Below are 18,062 nucleotides of genomic sequence, written 5' to 3'. Positions count from 1 at the left end.
CAGGGCCAAAATCAGCCACGAAGAGACGATTTTGGGCTGAAAATTGGAAAATTGAGCCACAGGACGTCGATAAAGGACGGTTTGGGGCGTCATATCGGGAGCTGCGGACCACTTAATCGCAACTTCCCTAATGAAAATAAACCGCTTAATATCCATTTTCGCGTGAGCAATATCACAATACGGATTATTTAACTGCCTAGTATGAACCACGAAATCAATTGAGCTTAGCCGCCATGCAATTAAATACATCACATGGCGCATGCCCTTTTTATTCTGAAAAACAGTTAAAGGAATAATTATGGAAAAGCATTACGTCGGTTCTGAAATTGGTCAATTGCGTAGCGTTATGCTGCACCGCCCAAATTTAAGTCTGAAACGCTTAACGCCATCAAACTGTCAGGAGCTGCTTTTCGATGACGTGCTCTCGGTTGAGCGGGCGGGTGAGGAGCATGACATCTTCGCCAACACGCTGCGTGAGCAGGGGGTGGAAGTCCTGCTGCTGACCGACCTGCTGACACAAACCCTTGATATCGCTGAGGCGAAAGCCTGGCTGCTGGAGACGCAAATCTCTGACTACCGCCTCGGCCCAACCTTTGCTGGCGACGTGCGCGGCTGGCTGGCGGATATGCCGCACCGGGAACTGGCGCGCAGATTAAGCGGCGGATTAACCTACGGTGAAATTCCGGCAGCCATTAAAAATATGGTGGTGGATACCCACACGGCGAATGATTTTATTATGAAGCCGCTGCCAAACCATTTATTTACCCGCGATACCTCCTGCTGGATCTATAACGGCGTCTCTATTAACCCAATGGCCAAACCGGCGCGTCAGCGTGAAACCAATAACCTGCGGGCAATATATCGTTGGCACCCGGCGTTCGCCGACGGCGATTTTATTAAGTATTTCGGCGACGAGAATATTAATTACGACCACGCCACCTTAGAAGGCGGTGACGTATTAGTGATTGGCCGCGGCGCGGTATTGATCGGCATGTCCGAACGCACGACGCCGCAGGGCGTGGAGTTTCTCGCCAACAGCCTGTTCAAACACCGTCAGGCCGAGCGCGTGATCGCCGTTGAGCTGCCAAAACACCGCTCCTGCATGCACCTCGACACCGTCATGACCCACATCGATGTGGATACCTTCTCCGTCTACCCGGAAGTGGTGCGCAAAGACGCCCAGTGCTGGACGCTCACCCCGGACGGACGCGGCGGCCTGCTGCGCACCCAGGAAACCGACCTGCTGCACGCCATCGAGAAAGCGCTCGGCATTAACCAGGTACGTCTGATCACCACCGGCGGCGACGCCTTTGAGGCCGAACGCGAGCAGTGGAACGACGCCAACAACGTCCTGACCATCCGCCCCGGCGTGGTGATCGGCTACGAGCGCAACGTCTGGACCAACGAGAAATACGACAAAGCGGGTATCACCGTACTGCCCATCCCGGGCGACGAACTCGGACGCGGCCGCGGCGGCGCGCGCTGCATGAGCTGCCCGCTGGAACGCGACGGAATTTAAAGGAGCCATCATGGAACGAAAACCCACTCTGGTTGTGGCCCTGGGCGGCAACGCGCTGCTCAAGCGCGGCGAGCCACTGGAAGCGGAGATCCAGCGCCAGAACATCGAGCAGGCTGCCCGCACCATCGCCGGCTTAACGGCGCAGTGGCGCGTGGTGCTGGTACACGGCAACGGCCCGCAGGTCGGACTGCTGGCGCTGCAGAACAGCGCCTACGACAAAGTCACGCCCTACCCGCTGGACGTTCTTGGCGCCGAAAGCCAGGGAATGATCGGCTACATGCTCCAGCAGGCGCTGAAAAACAGCCTGCCGCAGCGGGAGGTGAGCGTTCTGCTCACCCAGGTAGAAGTGGACGCCGCCGACCCGGCCTTCAGCAACCCGACCAAATACATCGGCCCGGTGTACAGCGAAGCCCAGGCAAAAACGCTGGCCGCGGAGAAAGGCTGGGTGTTTAAGGCCGACGGCAGCTACGTCCGCCGCGTGGTGCCCTCTCCGCAGCCGAAGCGCATCGTTGAGAGCGACGCCATCACGGCGCTGATCCAGCGCGATCACCTGGTGATCTGCAACGGCGGCGGCGGGGTGCCGGTGGTGGAAAACGCCAACGGCTATCGCGGGATCGAGGCGGTAATCGATAAAGACCTCTCCGCCGCCCTGCTGGCGCGCCAGATCGAAGCCGATGCCCTGCTGATCCTCACCGATGCCGACGCGGTGTACCTCGACTGGGGCAAACCAACCCAGCGTCCGCTGGCGCAGGTGACGCCGGAGCTGCTCAGGGGCATGCAGTTCGACGCCGGATCGATGGGACCGAAGGTGGCCGCCTGCCGCGAGTTCGTTGAAGCCTGCAATGGGATAGCCGGGATCGGCGCGCTGGCCGACGGCGCGGAGATCCTCGCGGGCGAGAAAGGCACGTTGATTCGTAACTGAACACTCATTTTAAAAAGGATTTACCCATGACCATCAACCTGAAAAACCGCAACTTCCTCAAACTGCTGGACTATACCCCGGCAGAGATCCAGTACCTGATCGACCTCGCCATCGAGCTCAAGGCCGCCAAAAAAGCCGGGCGCGAGAAGCAAACCCTGGTCGGGAAAAACATCGCCCTGATCTTTGAAAAAACCTCCACCCGCACCCGCTGCGCCTTCGAAGTGGGCGCGTTCGACCAGGGCGCGCAGGTCACCTATCTCGGCCCAAGCGGCTCGCAGATTGGCCATAAAGAGTCGATGAAAGACACAGCCCGCGTGCTGGGCCGCATGTACGACGGCATCGAATACCGCGGCTACGGGCAGGCCATCGTCGAAGAGCTGGGCGAGTACGCGGGCGTGCCGGTGTGGAACGGCCTGACCGACGAGTTCCACCCGACCCAAATTCTCGCCGACCTGATGACCATGCTGGAGCACTCCCCGGGCAAAACCCTGCCGGAGCTGAGCTTTGCCTATCTCGGCGACGCGCGCAACAACATGGGCAACTCCCTGATGGTCGGCGCGGCCAAGATGGGGATGGATATCCGCCTCGTTGCGCCGAAATCCTTCTGGCCGGAAGCGGGACTGGTTGAGCAGTGCCGCGCCATTGCGAAAGAGACGGGCGCGCGCATCACCCTCACCGACGACGTGGAAGAAGGCGTGCAGGGGACCGATTTCCTCTACACCGACGTGTGGGTCTCCATGGGCGAGCCGAAGGAAGCCTGGGCCGAGCGCGTCAGCCTGATGAAGCCGTATCAGATTAACGCGCAGGTGATGAAGGCCACCGGCAACCCGAACGTTAAGTTCATGCACTGCCTGCCGGCATTCCACAACGAGCACACGAAGGTGGGCCGCGAAATCGAGATGGCGTACGGGCTGAAGGGGCTGGAGGTGACGGAAGAGGTCTTCGAATCACCGAACTCCATCGTCTTCGACGAAGCAGAGAACCGCATGCACACCATTAAAGCGGTCATGGTGGCGACACTCGGCGACTAATCACCGCCCGGCGCGCCGCGGGGTGCGCCGGGTTTAAGGAGAACATCATGGGCAAGTTCAAGTTTCCCTCCGCTTACACCATTCTCTTTTTTCTGATTGCCGTCGTGGCCGTGCTGACGTGGATTGTCCCGGCCGGGCAGTACCATATGGCAATGAACGAGGCGCTCGGCAAAGACGTCCCCGTTGCAGGCACCTACGCGCACGTCGCGGCGCATCCGCAGGGGCTGGTTTCGGTGCTGATGGCGCCGATTGCCGGGCTGTACGATCCGGAATCCGGCCAGGCCGGGGCGATCGACGTGGCGCTGTTTATTCTGATCATCGGGGGATTCCTCGGGATCGTCACCAAAACCGGGGCGATTGACGCCGGGATCGAGCGTGTAACCACCCGGCTGCGCGGACGCGAGGAGTGGATGATCCCGATCCTGATGGCGCTGTTTGCCGCAGGCGGCACGATTTACGGTATGGCCGAAGAGTCACTGCCCTTCTATACCTTACTGGTGCCGGTGATGCTGGCCGCGCGGTTCGATCCGGTTGTCGCCGCCTCTACCGTGCTGCTCGGTGCGGGGATCGGCACCCTCGGCTCCACCATTAACCCGTTTGCCACGGTGATCGCCGCCAACGCCGCCGGGATCCCCTTCACCAACGGCATCGCCCTGCGCGTGGCACTGCTGGTCATCGGCTGGATCATCTGCGTGGCGTGGGTGATGCGCTACGCCCGCAAGGTACGCAAGGATCCCTCGCAGTCCATCGTTGCAGACAAGCAGGAGGAGAACCTCGCCCATTTCCTTGGCAACAAGGGCGAACAGTCCCTGGAATTCACCCCGGTGCGCAAAATCATCTTGGTGATTTTCGCTCTGGCCTTCGCGGTGATGATTTACGGCGTGGCGGTGCTGGGCTGGTGGATGGCGGAGATTTCAGCGGTATTTCTCGCCAGCGCGATCATCGTCGGCCTGATTGCCCGCATGAGCGAAGAGGAGCTGACGTCGACGTTTATCAACGGCGCGCGAGATTTGCTGGGCGTCGCGCTGATTATCGGCATCGCGCGCGGTATCGTAGTCATCATGGATAAGGGAATGATTACCCACACCATTTTGCACAGCGCGGAAGGGCTGGTCAGCGGGTTGTCCACGGTAGCGTTTATCAACGTGATGTACTGGCTGGAAGTCGTGCTGTCGTTTCTTGTGCCTTCTTCATCCGGCCTGGCCGTTCTGACGATGCCGATCATGGCGCCGCTTGCTGATTTCGCTAACGTCAACCGCGACCTGGTGGTTACGGCTTACCAGTCGGCCTCCGGCATCGTTAACCTTGTCACGCCGACCTCTGCGGTGGTTATGGGCGGGCTGGCTATCGCCCGGGTACCTTACGTGCGCTACCTGAAATGGGTGGCGCCGCTGCTGGCGATCCTGACGGTGGTGATTATGGTGGCGTTAAGTCTGGGGGCGTTGTTGTAATTTGCCGGATGGCGCTGCGCTTATCCGGCCTACGGATCGGTGCGGTGTCACCGGTTATTTCGGGAACTGATATGGGAAACATGATGGATTACGAAGAGTACTCTCCCAAAGAACAGCTGCAGCTCACGGTGTGCCAGCGTTTGATCGCCGAAAAGAGTTACCTTTCGCAGGAAGAGATTCGCCGCGACCTGCAGGAGAGAGGGTTTGACAGCATCAGCCAGTCGACCGTTTCGCGATTGCTGAAGTTGCTCGGAGTCATAAAAATTCGAAATGCCAAAGGGCTAAAGATTTATTCGTTGAATCCTCAGCTGCGCCCTGCCCCCGACGCCGCGCGTACCGTTTCGGAAATGGTGGTCAGCGTTGAGCATAATAGCGAGTTTATCCTTGTCCATACCGTCGCCGGATATGGCCGCGCGGTGGCGCGTATTCTGGATTATCACCAGCTTCCGGAAATTTTAGGCGTGGTGGCCGGCAGCAGTATTGTCTGGGTCGCTCCCCGGGTGGTAAAGCGCACCGCGCTGGTGCATAAGCAAATTAATTATTTACTCAGAACGCATTAATATTCACAAAGAACCGTTTGCATTGAGTAAAGCGTGCATTAAATCGCTTGATCCGAAAAGCGAGCTGCGTATAATGCCCGACAATTTGCCGGGAGGAAGCATGGTCAAGCGTGTACGACATAACGTCTTACCGCGTCTGAAATCAGACGCTGGCCTGCCGTTTTTCTTCCCGTTGCTAAACCTATTCCCAGAGCCCCTCATTTGAGGGGCTTTTTTTTGCCCGGCGTCAGGAGATAAACATGAATCCGCTTTATCAAAAACACATCATTTCCATAAACGACCTCAGCCGCGAAGAGCTGGAACTGGTTCTGGAAACCGCGGCAAAACTGAAGGCCAATCCGCAACCGGAGCTGCTGAAGCACAAGGTGATTGCGAGCTGCTTCTTTGAAGCCTCGACCCGCACCCGCCTCTCCTTTGAGACCTCCATGCACCGCCTGGGCGCGAGCGTGGTGGGCTTCTCTGACAGCAGCAACACGTCGCTGGGTAAAAAAGGCGAGACCCTGGCGGATACCATTTCAGTGATCAGCACCTACGTCGACGCGATTGTGATGCGTCACCCGCAGGAGGGCGCGGCGCGCCTGGCGACCGAGTTCTCCGGCGGCATTCCGGTGCTGAACGCCGGTGACGGTGCCAACCAGCACCCAACGCAGACGCTGCTGGATCTGTTCACCATTCAGGAGACGCAGGGCACGCTTGAGAACCTGAACATCGCCATGGTTGGCGACCTGAAGTATGGCCGCACCGTCCACTCCCTGACCCAGGCGCTGGCGAAATTTAACGGCAACCGCTTCTACTTCATTGCCCCGGAGGCGCTGGCGATGCCGCAGTACATTCTCGACATGCTGGACGAGAAAGGCATTGCGTGGAGCCTGCATGCCAGCATCGAAGAGGTGATGAGCCACGTGGATATTCTGTACATGACCCGCGTGCAGAAAGAGCGTCTGGACCCGTCCGAATACGCCAACGTGAAGGCGCAGTTCGTGCTGCGCGCCAGCGACCTGGAAGGCGCGCGCGACAACATGAAGGTGCTGCATCCGCTGCCGCGCATCGATGAGATCACCACCGACGTGGATAAAACGCCGCACGCCTGGTACTTCCAGCAGGCCGGGAACGGCATCTTCGCCCGCCAGGCGTTACTGGCACTGGTTCTGAATCGCGAATTAGCTCTGTAAGGGGAGACGACCATGACACACGATAACAAACTCCAGGTTGAAGCCATCAAGCGTGGCACCGTGATTGACCATATCCCTGCGCAGGTGGGCTTTAAGCTGCTGACGCTGTTCAAACTGACCGAAACTGACCAGCGCATCACCATCGGCCTGAACCTGCCGTCGGGCGAGATGGGCCGCAAAGACCTGATCAAAATCGAGAACACCTTCCTGACCGACGAGCAGGTTAACCAGCTGTCGCTGTACGCGCCGGACGCCACCGTCAACCGCATCGACGAGTACGAAGTGGTCGGCAAATCCCGCCCGAGCCTGCCAGAACGTATCGAAAGCGTGCTGGTCTGCCCGAACAGCAACTGCATCAGTCATGCTGAGCCGGTTTCCTCCAGTTTCGCAGTGAAAAAGCGCGCGAATGACATCGCACTCAAATGCAAATACTGCGAAAAAGAGTTTTCTCATTATGTGGTGCTGGCCAACTAATTGAGGTTGGTAATGAAATCCCGGCTGTTATAATGGCCGGGAACATTCTTAACGCTGTAATTCTGGAGAAAACATGAGCAAAGTACTCGCGACGGAAAATGCACCAGCCGCTATCGGCCCTTACGTTCAGGGCGTTGATCTGGGCAGCATGATCATCACTTCAGGTCAGATCCCCGTAAACCCAAAAACCGGCGCGGTGCCGGAAGATGTCGCGGCGCAGGCGCGTCAGTCGCTGGAAAACGTGCAGGCTATCGTGGAATCTGCCGGCCTGAAAGTGGGTGATATCGTGAAAACCACCGTGTTCGTGAAGGATCTGAACGATTTCGCGACCGTTAACGCCACTTACGAAGCGTTCTTCACCGAGCATAACGCCACCTTCCCGGCGCGCTCCTGCGTGGAAGTGGCGCGTCTGCCAAAAGACGTGAAAATTGAAATCGAAGCGATTGCCGTTCGTCGCTAAATCGCTTTGGCGATGAAAAAAGGCAGCCCAGGCTGCCTTTTTTGTTGCTTGCTACTGATTCCGCGTGGCGCGCAGCAGCGTCTCCAGCGGGTACACCGCCGCAATCACCACTTCGTCCTGCACCTTCGCCGCGTTATCCAGCTCGCTCTGAATCGAGGCGATCTCTTTGTCATCCAGCGTGCCCTGACGCGCCACCAGGTCGGTGAGCCGCAGGCCAATCGACGCCAGCTTATCCACTTCCTGGATCACCGGCTTCATCGCCTTCAGCTGATAGCTGTTTTCGCTTAAGGCCAGCGCGTCGCTGGTGTTGCTCTGCCAGCGGTTAAAGACGTGGCGCAGGGCGTCGGCGCTTTCCGTGTCTTCCGCATCGCTCACCAGACGGTCCGCCCATTTGTGCATCTGGCGCACGGTGGTGCTTTCGGCGTTCAGCGCATCCGCAAAGCGGTTGAGGGGCTCGAACTGATGGTAGTTTCCGGCCTGGAACTTCAGGTGCTGGCGGGTGTAATACTGAGCCGGTTCAATCGCCTGCGCGAGGACCTGCAGCGGCAGCGTGTCGGCATTACCGGCGAGGCGCGTGAACTGCACCTGCTGCTGGGTATGCTGCTGCAGCCCGACCGACACCGTCGACCAGCTGTCCATCGCCTGCAGGCGGGTGTACATGTTGTCGACGTCGTTGACGTCCTGCGCGGACCAGAGCCGCTCCGCCACCGCAAACGTACGCGGCCACAGACGAATATCCAGCACCGGCGCCACCACGTTTTCCGCCCACAGCGCCGCTTCGCCGCCGAGCAGGTTGGACTGGTTCGCCACGTCCGGCACGACGGGCGGAACGCCTTTCGGCACGTCGTCCAGACGCGTGCCGCTAATCGGGTAGCGCGTATTCCCGACGAGGAAATAACCGGAGAGTTTGTCGTTATCAACGGTGACGACCGGGCGCGTTTCGCCCATCCAGGTATCAACGGTGAAGGTCATCTGATTGTCATCCCGCCATTCAATATCCTGCACCGCGCGGCGGGATTTCCCGGCAAAATCAATAAACCCGCGCCAGCCGGCATCCCCTTTCACCAGCGTGAAGCTCCCCTCCACCGGCTTGCCCTTCAGGCGCGGCATGGAGAAGGCCCAGCTCTGGGCGCTGTCGGTATCCGCTATCACGTCCACGCCGTTTAACCCCTGCGGGACAATCTCGTTGCGGTAGTGATAGGCGGTGGACTGGGGCTGGTCGAGATAAAAGCCGGTCGACAGAATGCCCCTGTAGCCGTTCTGCGCCACCTGCCCCAGCGCGTCCTGGCCCTGCCAGGACTGGATCAGAATGCTTTTCGGCAGATCGGGATGGTAGATCTCATCCCAGCCGACCATCTGGCGGTGATGATTCTCGAGGATCGTTTCCAGCCTGCGGTTGAAGTACGCCTGCAGCGCGTGGCTATCCGCCAGCCTGTTGTCGCGCATAAACTGCTGGATGGCCGGATTCGCTTTCCACTGGCTGTCGTCCACCTCGTCGCCGCCGATGTGCAGATACGGATCGGGGAAGATCGCCGCCAGTTCGCTGACCATCGCGTCGGCAAAAGCGTAAGTAGCGTCTTTTGTCGGATCCAGCACCGGCTTCAGCACGCCCCAGTGGCGTTCCATGGCGTACGGTCCCGGCGCGCTCATCAGCTCCGGGTAGGCCACGGCAATCGCCGAGGCGTGGCCCGGCATGTCGATCTCCGGCACCACGCGAATGCCGCGCTCGGCGGCGTAACGCACCACCTCGCGCATCTGCTCAGGCGTGTAGAACAGCCCGTCGCTGGCAAGCTGGGTTAATTTTGGATAACGCTTCGAGCTGAAGCGCCAGCCCTGGTCGTCGGTCAAATGCCAGTGCAGCACGTTGAGCTTCGCCGCGGCCATGCCGTCGATCTGGCGTTTGATATCCGGCAGCGGGAGAAAGTGGCGTGCCGAATCGAGCAGCAGCCCGCGCCACGGGAAGCGCGGTGAATCTTCAATGGTCACCCACGGGATCGAGGTGTTTTCCGCTCCGTTCTGCATCAGCTGGAGCAGGGTTTCCATGGCGCGCAAGGCACCGAAGCGGGTGTTGGCAGAGATGTTCACGCCGTTGGCATCCACCGTGAGCTTATAGTTTTCGTCGCTGTCCGGCAGCGGCTGCGGCTTCACCTTTTTAGCGATGGCGATGCGGATAGTTGGTTTGTCTGGCTTTTCAGCCTGAGGCTGCAGCGTCCAGCCGGTTTGCAGGGCGATGCGCTGGCGCAGTCGGTTGACGGCGTCACCGAGATCGTCCCCGCTGACGCTTACAGAAACGTTGTTGCTAAGCACCAGTGCGCCCTGGGTCGTCGGGCGTTCGACCTTCGCAGGCCAGGGCATTAAGGGGAGATCCCCTGCCGGGGCGGCAAAGGCAGAGGCGCCGAGCATCAGCCCGGCGGTTAAGAGACTGTACCGTAACATGAATGTTCCTTATCTGACGGGCCAAATAAAGGCAAAACATTCTGTTAACATGCGCTCATTTTGTCGTCAAGCGAATGCGCCGACGGAGATCACAGGTTGTTGAATTTGGGAGAAAGCTATTGCCCGGTGGCGCTGCGCTTACCGGGCCTACGTTTCGGGAGTAGGCCGGGTAAGGCGAAGCCGCCACCCGGCAAACATAACTTACTGCCACCCATACCGACGCGCATAGAACCCTTTCACCATCTGGGTCAGCACCATATACCCCGCGAGGATCGCCACCAGCCACGGGAAGTAGCTCAGCGGCAGCGCCTGCAGCTGCAGGTAGCTCGCCAGCGGTGAGAACGGCAGCGCGATGCCGAGCGCCATCACAATCCCCGTCATCACAATCAGCGGCCACGCGGCGCGGCTCTGGATGAACGGAATGCGGCGGGTGCGGATCATGTGCACAATCAGCGTCTGCGACAGCAGCCCGACCACGAACCAGCCGGACTGGAACAGCGTCTGGTGTTCCGGGGTGTTGGCATGGAACACAAACCACATCAGGCAGAAGGTCAGGATGTCGAAGATGGAGCTGATCGGGCCAAAGAACAGCATAAAGCGCCCAAGATCTGCCGGGTTCCAGTGCTGCGGCTTCTGGATCTGCTCGTCGTCCACGTTATCAAACGGGATCGCCACCTGAGACACGTCGTACATCAGGTTCTGGATCAGCAGGTGCAGCGGCAGCATCGGCAGGAACGGCAGAAACGCGCTCGCCACCAGCACGCTGAAGACGTTACCGAAGTTGGAGCTGGCGGTCATCTTGATGTACTTGAGCATATTGGCAAAGGTACGGCGCCCTTCGATCACGCCCTCCTCCAGCACCATCAGGCTCTTTTCCAGCAGAATGATATCCGCCGCTTCGCGGGCAATATCGACCGCCCCGTCTACGGAGATACCGATATCCGCCGCACGCAGGGCGGGCGCATCGTTGATGCCGTCGCCCATGAAGCCCACCACGTGCCCTTCTCGCTTAAGCAGGGTGACGATGCGCTCTTTGTGCATCGGCGTCAGGCGGGCAAACAGCGTGGTGCGCTGGGCAAGCTTCGCCAGTTCGTCATCAGAGAGATGTTCAATATCGCTCCCCACCACCACGTCGCCCGCGTCCAGCCCCACCTCGTGGCACACTTTGGCCGCCACCAGCTCGCTGTCGCCGGTGAGGATTTTCACGGTAATACCGCTCGCCTTCAGCGCCTTCAGCGCCGGGGCGGTGGTCTCTTTCGGCGGATCGAGGAAGGCGATGTAGCCCTCGAGGATCAGATCGGATTCGTCGATACGCTGATAGTCCCCCTCACGCGCGGGCAGGAACTTGCTCGCCACCGCCACCACGCGCAGCCCCTGACGGTTGAGGTTGTCGGTGACGCGCTTGATGCGGCGCAGCATGGTGTCGTCCAGCGGCACAATATCGCCGTTATAGCGCACCTGCGTCGACACGTTGAGGATCTCCTGCAGCGCCCCTTTGCAGATCAGCTGATGCACGTTCGGCTGCTCGCTCACCACCACCGACATACGGCGGCGCTCGAAGTCGAACGGGATCTCATCCACCTTCTGCCAGCGACCGGAGAGCGTGCGGGCGGCCTCCTCGTCCACGCCTTCCAGCACGGCGACGTCGAGCAGGTTTTTCAGCCCGGTCTGGTAATGGCTGTTCAGCCACGCGCTGTGCAGCACGCGCTCGCTGGTTTTGCCGGAGATATCGGTGTGGTTCTCCAGCACGATTTTGTCCTGCGTCAGGGTGCCGGTTTTATCGGTGCAGAGAATGTCCATCGCGCCAAAGTTCTGAATGGCGTCGAGGTGTTTGACGATCACCTTCTGTTTAGAGAGCTTCACCGCCCCGCGCGCCAGCGTAGAGGTGACAATCATCGGCAGCATTTCCGGCGTTAAGCCGACGGCCACGGAGAGCGCAAACAGCGCCGCTTCCCACCAGTCGCCTTTGGTGTAGCCGTTGATCAGCAGCACGATTGGCGTCATCACCATCATAAAGCGGATCAGCAGCATGCTGACGCGGCCAATCCCTTTCTGGAAGGCATTCGGCTCGCTCTCCTGCTCGCTGACGCGCCCGGCAAGCTGACCAAACCAGGTGTTGCCCCCGGTGGCGGTGACAATCGCCTGCGCGGTGCCGCTGACCACCGTGGTCCCCATAAAGCACAGGGTGTCGTACTCGAGCGGGTTCATCTGCTGCGGGTCGCGGCTGCGCGCCACCTTTTCAACGGGCAGGGATTCGCCGGTCAGGGAAGCCTGCGCCACAAACAGATCGCGCGCCTGGATGATGCGTAAATCCGCCGGGATCATGTCCCCCGCGGCCAGCTTCACCAGATCGCCCGGCACCAGCTGGTCAATAGGCAATTCCACCCAGGCGTTTTCGCCGAGATCGTTGATCACGCGCGAGACGGTCGCGGTGTTGCTGACCATCGCCTTCAGGGCGTCCGCCGCTTTGGTGGAGCGGGCCTCCTGAATAAAGTTCAGCAGCGTGGAGATGCCCACCATCAGGGCAATCACCCCTGCGGCAAACAGATCTTCCGTCGCGTAGGAGATGAGGCCGAGCACGGTCAGCAGCAGGTTGAACGGGTTGCGGTAGCAGAGCCACAGATGCACCCACCACGGAGAGGGCTTTTGCGCCGGAATGAGGTTATCGCCATGCACGGCGCGGATTTTTTCCACTTCTGCCGCGTTCAGCCCTTCCGGGTGTCCGCCAAAGGCGCGCCAGACTTCGTTTTCATCCATCGCCGCCACGTTCAGGCAGCGTTCGGTCAGGGACGCGGGGATCGCCGCCCCCGCCATGTTTTTGGCGTTTGGCAGCGGGTCGCGCTGAACAAGACGGTGTGGCAGGTGGCGGCTCAGCAGGGCCTGCAGCTGCCGGGTGATATTTTTAAACATCGTCATTCCTCCGCATCCGCAAAGGCGGACGCAGCATTTCCTTCAGGCGTGGCAAAGCCGTACCTGAGAGGCACTCAATTTTTCAAGCAGGAACGTTTGGAACGCTGCTGCCTCACATCACCGGTGAGTCAGCAACAGGCTGGCTTACCGGAAAGAACGCATTCTCCCGTTCAGGAGAGGTGTGGGATCGGGATCCATGAAGCCTCCGGTAAGTAAAAAGTAGGGTGTCGCCGCGCAGTATAAGGATTTAAGCGTACCCTTTTTGATGATTCGGGCGGTATTATACCCCCCTGCAAATAAACCGAACGTAAACCAGATTTAGCCCATAGCGAAATCGCGCTATAGCATTAGGCTCAATTCATTACATTGTCGTTGTTACAGGGAATACAGCATGCAGAACCGCCTTACGATTAAAGACATCGCGCGTTTAAGCGGCGTGGGGAAATCGACCGTCTCACGCGTGCTGAACAACGAAAGCGGCGTCAGCGAACGCACCCGCGAGCGCGTTGAGGCGGTCATGAATCAGCACGGCTTTTCCCCTTCCCGCTCCGCGCGCGCCATGCGCGGGCAAAGTGACAAAGTGGTCGCCATCATTGTCTCGCGTCTGGATTCTCTGTCTGAAAACCTTGCCGTGCAGACCATGCTGCCCGCCTTCTACGAGCAGGGATATGACCCGATCATGATGGAGAGCCAGTTCTCGCCCCAGCTGGTAGAAGAGCATCTGGGGATGCTCCAGCGGCGCAACATTGACGGCGTGGTGCTGTTCGGCTTTACCGGCATTAAAGACGAGATGCTGAAACCCTGGCAGCCGTCGCTGGTGCTGCTGGCGCGCGATGCCCACGGTTTTGCCTCCGTCTGCTATGACGACGAGGGCGCGATTATCACCCTGATGCAGCGCCTGTTTGACGAAGGCCATCGCCACATCAGCTTCCTCGGCGTACCGCACGCGGACGTTACCACCGGCAAGCGACGCCATGAGGCCTATCTGGCGTTTTGCAAAAAGCACAACCTCTCCGCCGTGGCCTCCCTGCCGGGGCTGGGCATGAAGCAGGGCTACGAGCAGGTCGCCAGCGTCCTGACGCCGCAGACCACCGCGCTGGTGTGCGCCACGGATACGCTGGCGCTGGGCGCGAGTAAATATCTGCAGGAGCAGCGTATCGACAGTCTGCAGGTGGCGAGCGTCGGCAGCACGCCGCTGATGAAGTTTTTGCACCCGGAGATCATCACCGTCGATCCGGGCTACGCTGAGTCCGGCAGACAGGCCGCCGCGCAGCTGATCGAGCAGATCAACGGGCGCGCAGAGCCGCGTCAGATCGTTATTCCTGCCCACCTTTCATAACCCCCACCAATCGGTTTATTGTGATCTTCGCCCGATTTCGGGAACGTTCCCATTTTCGCCGTCACGCTGAAGGAGTAGGCTTGCGCTCAGGTCATTACACCCCCTCACCATCTGTCATGAGGTTTCATGATGAGTAAAGTCAAACAAGCAGATATTGATCAGCTGATCGTCCTGGTCGGCGGCCGCGAAAACATCGCAACCGTTAGCCATTGCATTACCCGCCTGCGCTTCGTGCTGAACGATCCGGCCAAAGCGAACCCGAAGGCGATTGAAGAGCTTTCCATGGTAAAAGGCTGCTTCACCAACGCCGGTCAGTTCCAGGTGGTGATTGGTACCGAAGTGGGCGATTACTATCAGGCTCTGCTGGCGACCACCGGGCACAGCGCGGCGGATAAAGAGCAGGCCAAGAAGGCTGCGCGCCAGAATATGAAGTGGCACGAGCAGCTGATTTCCCACTTCGCGGAGATCTTCTTCCCGCTGCTGCCGGCGCTGATCAGCGGAGGCCTGATTTTAGGCTTCCGTAACGTCATCGGCGACGTGCCGATGAGCGACGGCAAGACCCTGGCGCAGATGTACCCGGCGCTGAAAACCGTGTACGACTTCCTGTGGCTGATTGGCGAAGCGATCTTCTTCTATCTGCCGGTCGGGATTTGCTGGTCCGCGGTGCGCAAGATGGGCAGTACGCCGATCCTCGGTATTGTACTCGGCGTCACGCTGGTCTCTCCGCAGTTAATGAACGCTTACTTACTTGGTCAACAGGTGCCAGAGGTGTGGAACTTTGGCCTGTTTACCATCGCCAAAGTGGGCTATCAGGCGCAGGTCATTCCGGCCCTGCTGGCGGGCCTGGCGCTGGGCTTTATTGAAACCCGACTGAAACGCATCGTGCCGGATTACCTTTATCTGGTGGTGGTGCCGGTGTGCTCGCTGATTCTGGCGGTCTTCCTGGCGCATGCCTTTATCGGTCCGTTTGGCCGCATGATTGGCGACGGCGTGGCCTTCGCGGTGCGTCACCTGATGACCGGCAGCTTCGCCCCGATTGGCGCCGCGCTGTTTGGCTTCCTGTACGCCCCGCTGGTGATCACCGGCGTGCACCAGACCACGCTGGCGATTGATATGCAGATGATCCAGAGCCTCGGCGGCACGCCGGTCTGGCCGATTATCGCCCTGTCTAACATTGCTCAGGCGTCCGCGGTGACCGGCATCATTATCGTCAGCCGCAAGCACAACGAACGCGAGATCTCCGTTCCGGCGGCCATCTCCGCCTACCTCGGCGTCACCGAACCGGCAATGTACGGTATCAACCTGAAATACCGCTTCCCGATGCTCTGCGCGATGATCGGTTCCGGTCTGGCGGGCCTGGTGTGTGGTCTGAACGGCGTGATGGCGAACGGGATTGGCGTCGGCGGCCTGCCGGGCATCCTCTCCATCCAGCCCGCTTACTGGCAGGTGTTTGCCCTGGCAATGGCCATCGCCATTATCGTCCCTATGGCGCTCACCACGGTGGTTTACCAGCGTAAGTTCCGTCAGGGCTCGCTGCAGATTGTTTAACTTCATCTTTCGGGGCGCAGTTGCGCCCCTTCGCATTTGCAGGAACGCATTATGAATACCCTTCCTCACTGGTGGCAGAACGGCGTCATCTACCAGATTTACCCAAAGAGCTTCCAGGACACCACCGGCAGCGGCACCGGCGATTTACGCGGCGTGACGCAGCGTCTGGACTATCTGAAAACCCTCGGCATTGACGCCATCTGGCTGACGCCGTTTTATATCTCTCCGCAGGTGGACAACGGCTACGACGTGGCGAACTACACCGCCATCGATCCGGCCTACGGCACGCTGGATGATTTCGACGAGCTGGTCGCTGAGGCGCACCAGCGCGGCATTCGCATCGTGCTGGATATGGTGTTTAACCACACCTCAACCCAGCACGCCTGGTTCCGCGAGTCGCTGAACAAAGCGAGCCCGTACCGCCAGTTCTACATCTGGCGAGACGGCACGCCGGAGCAGCTTCCCAACAACTGGCGCTCCAAGTTTGGCGGCAACGCCTGGCGCTGGCACGCCGAGAGCGAGCAGTATTACCTGCACCTGTTCGCGCCAGAGCAGGCGGACCTCAACTGGGAAAACCCGGCGGTGCGCGCCGAGCTGAAAAAGGTGTGCGAGTTCTGGGCCGATCGCGGCGTGGACGGCCTGCGTCTGGACGTCATTAACCTGATTTCAAAAGATCAGGATTTCCCTGATGACAACATCGGCGACGGTCGCCGCTTCTATACCGACGGGCCGCGCATTCATGAATATCTCCAGGAGATGAGCCGCGACGTCTTTACCCCGCGCAACCTGATGACGGTAGGCGAGATGTCCTCGACCTCGCTGGAGAACTGCCAGCAGTATGCGTCTCTCGACGGGCGCGAGCTGTCGATGACCTTTAACTTCCATCATCTGAAGGTGGATTACCCCGGCGGCGAAAAGTGGACGCTGGCGAAGCCGGACTTCGTGGCGCTGAAAACCCTCTTCCGCCACTGGCAGCAGGGGATGCACAACAAAGCCTGGAATGCGCTGTTCTGGTGTAACCACGATCAACCGCGCATCGTGTCGCGCTTCGGTGACGAAGGAGAATACCGGGTTCACGCCGCGAAAATGCTCGGCATGGTGCTGCACGGGATGCAGGGCACGCCGTATATCTATCAGGGTGAAGAGCTTGGCATGACCAACCCGCACTTCAGCCGCATCACCGATTACCGCGACGTGGAAAGTCTGAACATGTTCGCCGAACTGCGCGCCAGCGGCCGCGAGCCGGATGAATTACTGGCGATTCTGGCGAGCAAGTCCCGCGACAACGGGCGAACCCCAATGCAGTGGGACGCGTCGCACAACGCGGGCTTTACCGAGGGCGAGCCGTGGATTGGCGTCTGCGATAACTACGAAACCGTGAACGCCCGCGCGGCGCTGGACGATGCGGATTCGGTGTTCTACACCTATCAGTCGCTGATTCGCCTGCGCAAAACCCTCCCGGTGCTGACGTGGGGAGATTATGAGGATCTCCTGCCGGAACACCCTTCCCTGTGGTGCTATCGCCGCCAGTGGCAGGGGCAGACGCTGATGGTGGTGGCGAACCTGAGCCGGGAACGCCAGCAGTGGCAGCCGGACCCGGTACAGGGCGCCTGGCGGGTCGCTCTCGGCAACTATGATGACGTTCCCTCCCGCCCCAATGCGCGGCTATTGCGCCCGTTTGAAGCCATCTGGTGGGTGCAGGAATAAATACCAGGAGATACAGCATGCTGTATCTCCTTTTTTAGGTTTAGCGATACGCTAAATGTACGACGATAACTTTTACATCACGCTGTGCCCAAAATAAAAATAGCCCTGCCAATTAAATAACCTCGGCAGGATATGATGAAAAAGACAATTATTAAAGCAACGTGTATTAGCGCATTATTATTAAGCACGCAGGGATGGTGCGGAAATACATCCGTCGACCTTCGATTTGGTCATAATACGCGCTCAGACGTAAATGATTCACGTATTAAGGTCATGCATCAGGCAAATAACGGTTTTTACTTCTCCGTTGAAGCCGCACAAAACCACAACGATACCTTTTTTGGTGATACCGACCGATATAATCCCGATGACAAAGGGTTAAGGAAGTTGCGATTAAGTGGTCCGTAGCTCCCGATATGACGCCCCAAACCGTCCTTTATCGACGTCCTGTGGCTCAATTTTCCAATTTTCAGCCCAAAATCGTCTCTTCGTGGCTGATTTTGGCCCTGTTTCAGGCTAATTTCCTCATTTCA

Annotated in this window: 15 protein-coding genes and 2 pseudogenes; 13 read left to right on the top strand and 4 right to left on the bottom strand. The window is 59.2% G+C overall.

The genetic code is table 11. From position 1 onward, the window contains the following. On the bottom strand, nucleotides 1-261 hold a 261-nt coding region (locus ACOTXT_RS20815; RefSeq protein WP_421625432.1), incomplete at its 3' end, for a hypothetical protein. Between the two features lie 37 nt (nucleotides 262-298). Here ACOTXT_RS20815 and arcA point away from each other — a divergent pair. From arcA to ACOTXT_RS20790, 5 genes are all read left to right on the top strand, one after another. Continuing rightward, nucleotides 299-1,519, top strand: coding sequence for an arginine deiminase (gene arcA, locus ACOTXT_RS20810; protein ID WP_008501384.1), 1,221 nt, complete (start codon nucleotides 299-301; stop codon nucleotides 1,517-1,519). A 10-nt stretch (nucleotides 1,520-1,529) separates the two neighbouring features. After that, nucleotides 1,530-2,441 carry a carbamate kinase gene (gene arcC / locus ACOTXT_RS20805; RefSeq protein WP_008501385.1) on the top strand — a complete coding sequence of 304 codons (912 nt, stop codon included), beginning with the start codon at nucleotides 1,530-1,532 and terminating at the stop codon, nucleotides 2,439-2,441. A 26-nt stretch (nucleotides 2,442-2,467) separates the two neighbouring features. Beyond that, nucleotides 2,468-3,472 carry an ornithine carbamoyltransferase gene (gene argF, locus ACOTXT_RS20800; protein ID WP_008501386.1) on the top strand — a complete coding sequence of 335 codons (1,005 nt, stop codon included), beginning with the start codon at nucleotides 2,468-2,470 and terminating at the stop codon, nucleotides 3,470-3,472. Between the two features lie 47 nt (nucleotides 3,473-3,519). Then, complete coding sequence (locus tag ACOTXT_RS20795) at nucleotides 3,520-4,923, top strand: YfcC family protein (protein ID WP_008501387.1); 1,404 nt, start codon at nucleotides 3,520-3,522, stop codon at nucleotides 4,921-4,923. Between the two features lie 80 nt (nucleotides 4,924-5,003). Continuing rightward, on the top strand, nucleotides 5,004-5,483 hold the full coding sequence (locus ACOTXT_RS20790) for an arginine repressor (RefSeq protein ID WP_025912003.1): 480 nt from the start codon (nucleotides 5,004-5,006) through the stop codon (nucleotides 5,481-5,483). Nucleotides 5,484-5,486: 3 nt separating this feature from the next. Here the strand turns inward: ACOTXT_RS20790 and ACOTXT_RS20785 are convergent. After that, nucleotides 5,487-5,604, bottom strand: a pseudogene (locus tag ACOTXT_RS20785) (hypothetical protein). Here ACOTXT_RS20785 and ACOTXT_RS20780 point away from each other — a divergent pair. From ACOTXT_RS20780 to ridA, 4 genes are all read left to right on the top strand, one after another. Next, nucleotides 5,584-5,688, top strand: coding sequence for a pyrBI operon leader peptide (locus ACOTXT_RS20780; protein WP_022646880.1), 105 nt, complete (start codon nucleotides 5,584-5,586; stop codon nucleotides 5,686-5,688). The pseudogene ACOTXT_RS20785 and the gene ACOTXT_RS20780 overlap by 21 nt on opposite strands. Before the next feature lie 34 nt (nucleotides 5,689-5,722). Further along, nucleotides 5,723-6,655: an aspartate carbamoyltransferase gene (gene pyrB / locus ACOTXT_RS20775; RefSeq protein WP_023326589.1), complete on the top strand. Its 933-nt coding sequence runs from the start codon at nucleotides 5,723-5,725 to the stop codon at nucleotides 6,653-6,655. 12 nt (nucleotides 6,656-6,667) lie between these two features. Further along, entirely contained in the window at nucleotides 6,668-7,129 is a 462-nt protein-coding gene (gene pyrI, locus ACOTXT_RS20770) for an aspartate carbamoyltransferase regulatory subunit (RefSeq protein ID WP_008501390.1), read from the top strand. 73 nt (nucleotides 7,130-7,202) lie between these two features. Continuing rightward, a complete protein-coding gene (ridA, locus tag ACOTXT_RS20765) occupies nucleotides 7,203-7,589 on the top strand; it encodes a 2-iminobutanoate/2-iminopropanoate deaminase (RefSeq protein ID WP_008501391.1) in 387 nt (128 codons plus the stop codon). 51 nt (nucleotides 7,590-7,640) lie between these two features. Here ridA and ACOTXT_RS20760 read toward each other — a convergent pair whose 3' ends face one another. After that, nucleotides 7,641-10,025, bottom strand: a complete 2,385-nt coding sequence (locus tag ACOTXT_RS20760) for a beta-N-acetylhexosaminidase (protein ID WP_055322360.1) — start codon at nucleotides 10,023-10,025, stop codon at nucleotides 7,641-7,643. A gap of 201 nt (nucleotides 10,026-10,226) precedes the next feature. Next, entirely contained in the window at nucleotides 10,227-12,935 is a 2,709-nt protein-coding gene (gene mgtA / locus ACOTXT_RS20755) for a magnesium-translocating P-type ATPase (protein WP_333166331.1), read from the bottom strand. A 391-nt stretch (nucleotides 12,936-13,326) separates the two neighbouring features. Between mgtA and treR the strand changes: the two genes are divergently transcribed. From treR to ACOTXT_RS20735, 4 genes and pseudogenes are all read left to right on the top strand, one after another. Next, entirely contained in the window at nucleotides 13,327-14,274 is a 948-nt protein-coding gene (treR, locus tag ACOTXT_RS20750) for a trehalose operon repressor TreR (RefSeq protein WP_008501394.1), read from the top strand. Between the two features lie 129 nt (nucleotides 14,275-14,403). Continuing rightward, nucleotides 14,404-15,822, top strand: coding sequence for a PTS trehalose transporter subunit IIBC (treB, locus tag ACOTXT_RS20745; RefSeq protein WP_421625433.1), 1,419 nt, complete (start codon nucleotides 14,404-14,406; stop codon nucleotides 15,820-15,822). Nucleotides 15,823-15,873: 51 nt separating this feature from the next. Beyond that, nucleotides 15,874-17,529, top strand: coding sequence for an alpha,alpha-phosphotrehalase (treC, locus tag ACOTXT_RS20740; protein ID WP_032664563.1), 1,656 nt, complete (start codon nucleotides 15,874-15,876; stop codon nucleotides 17,527-17,529). 135 nt (nucleotides 17,530-17,664) lie between these two features. Further along, nucleotides 17,665-17,910 (top strand): annotated as a pseudogene (locus ACOTXT_RS20735) (hypothetical protein); the annotation flags it as partial. Between the last annotated feature and the right edge of the window lie 152 nt (nucleotides 17,911-18,062).

The organism is Enterobacter cloacae complex sp. IR5422 (assembly GCF_049238165.1).
Taxonomy (GTDB): domain Bacteria; phylum Pseudomonadota; class Gammaproteobacteria; order Enterobacterales; family Enterobacteriaceae; genus Enterobacter; species Enterobacter roggenkampii.
Note: the sequence above shows the minus strand (reverse complement) of the source record. Positions and strands in the feature narration are given on the sequence as shown.